We start from the raw sequence: 359 nt of genomic DNA on the forward strand, positions 1-359 counted from the left end.
GGGGGAAGCCCACCCTACTGCAAACGATAAAGTTAAAGTTCATTATCATGGCACCTTAACTGATGGCACTGTCTTTGATAGTTCCGTAGCTCGCGGACAACCTATCTCTTTTGGCTTGAATCAAGTTATCAAAGGCTGGACTGAAGGTCTGCAACTTATGGTGGTTGGCGAGAAGACCCGATTATTTATTCCGAGCGAACTTGGCTACGGAAATAGAGCTGCTGGCGCCATCCCGGCTGGCTCGGTACTAATTTTTGATGTTGAGTTGCTTGGCATCAATGAATAAACAACTATAGTGAGATATAACTACTCGTAACAGAACAATTACGAGTCTTTTTAAGATAACGGAGAATAGAATG

The 359-nt window shown here is 43.5% G+C and carries 1 protein-coding gene; it reads left to right on the forward strand.

Annotated elements, in window-relative coordinates; translation table 11 throughout:
• Positions 1-286 (forward strand): FKBP-type peptidyl-prolyl cis-trans isomerase (locus tag A3763_RS06640; protein ID WP_197482816.1); only part of this gene is annotated, 286 nt, incomplete at its 5' end.
• Positions 287-359: the final 73 nt, after the last annotated feature.

It is taken from the genome of Oleiphilus sp. HI0128 (assembly GCF_001635365.1).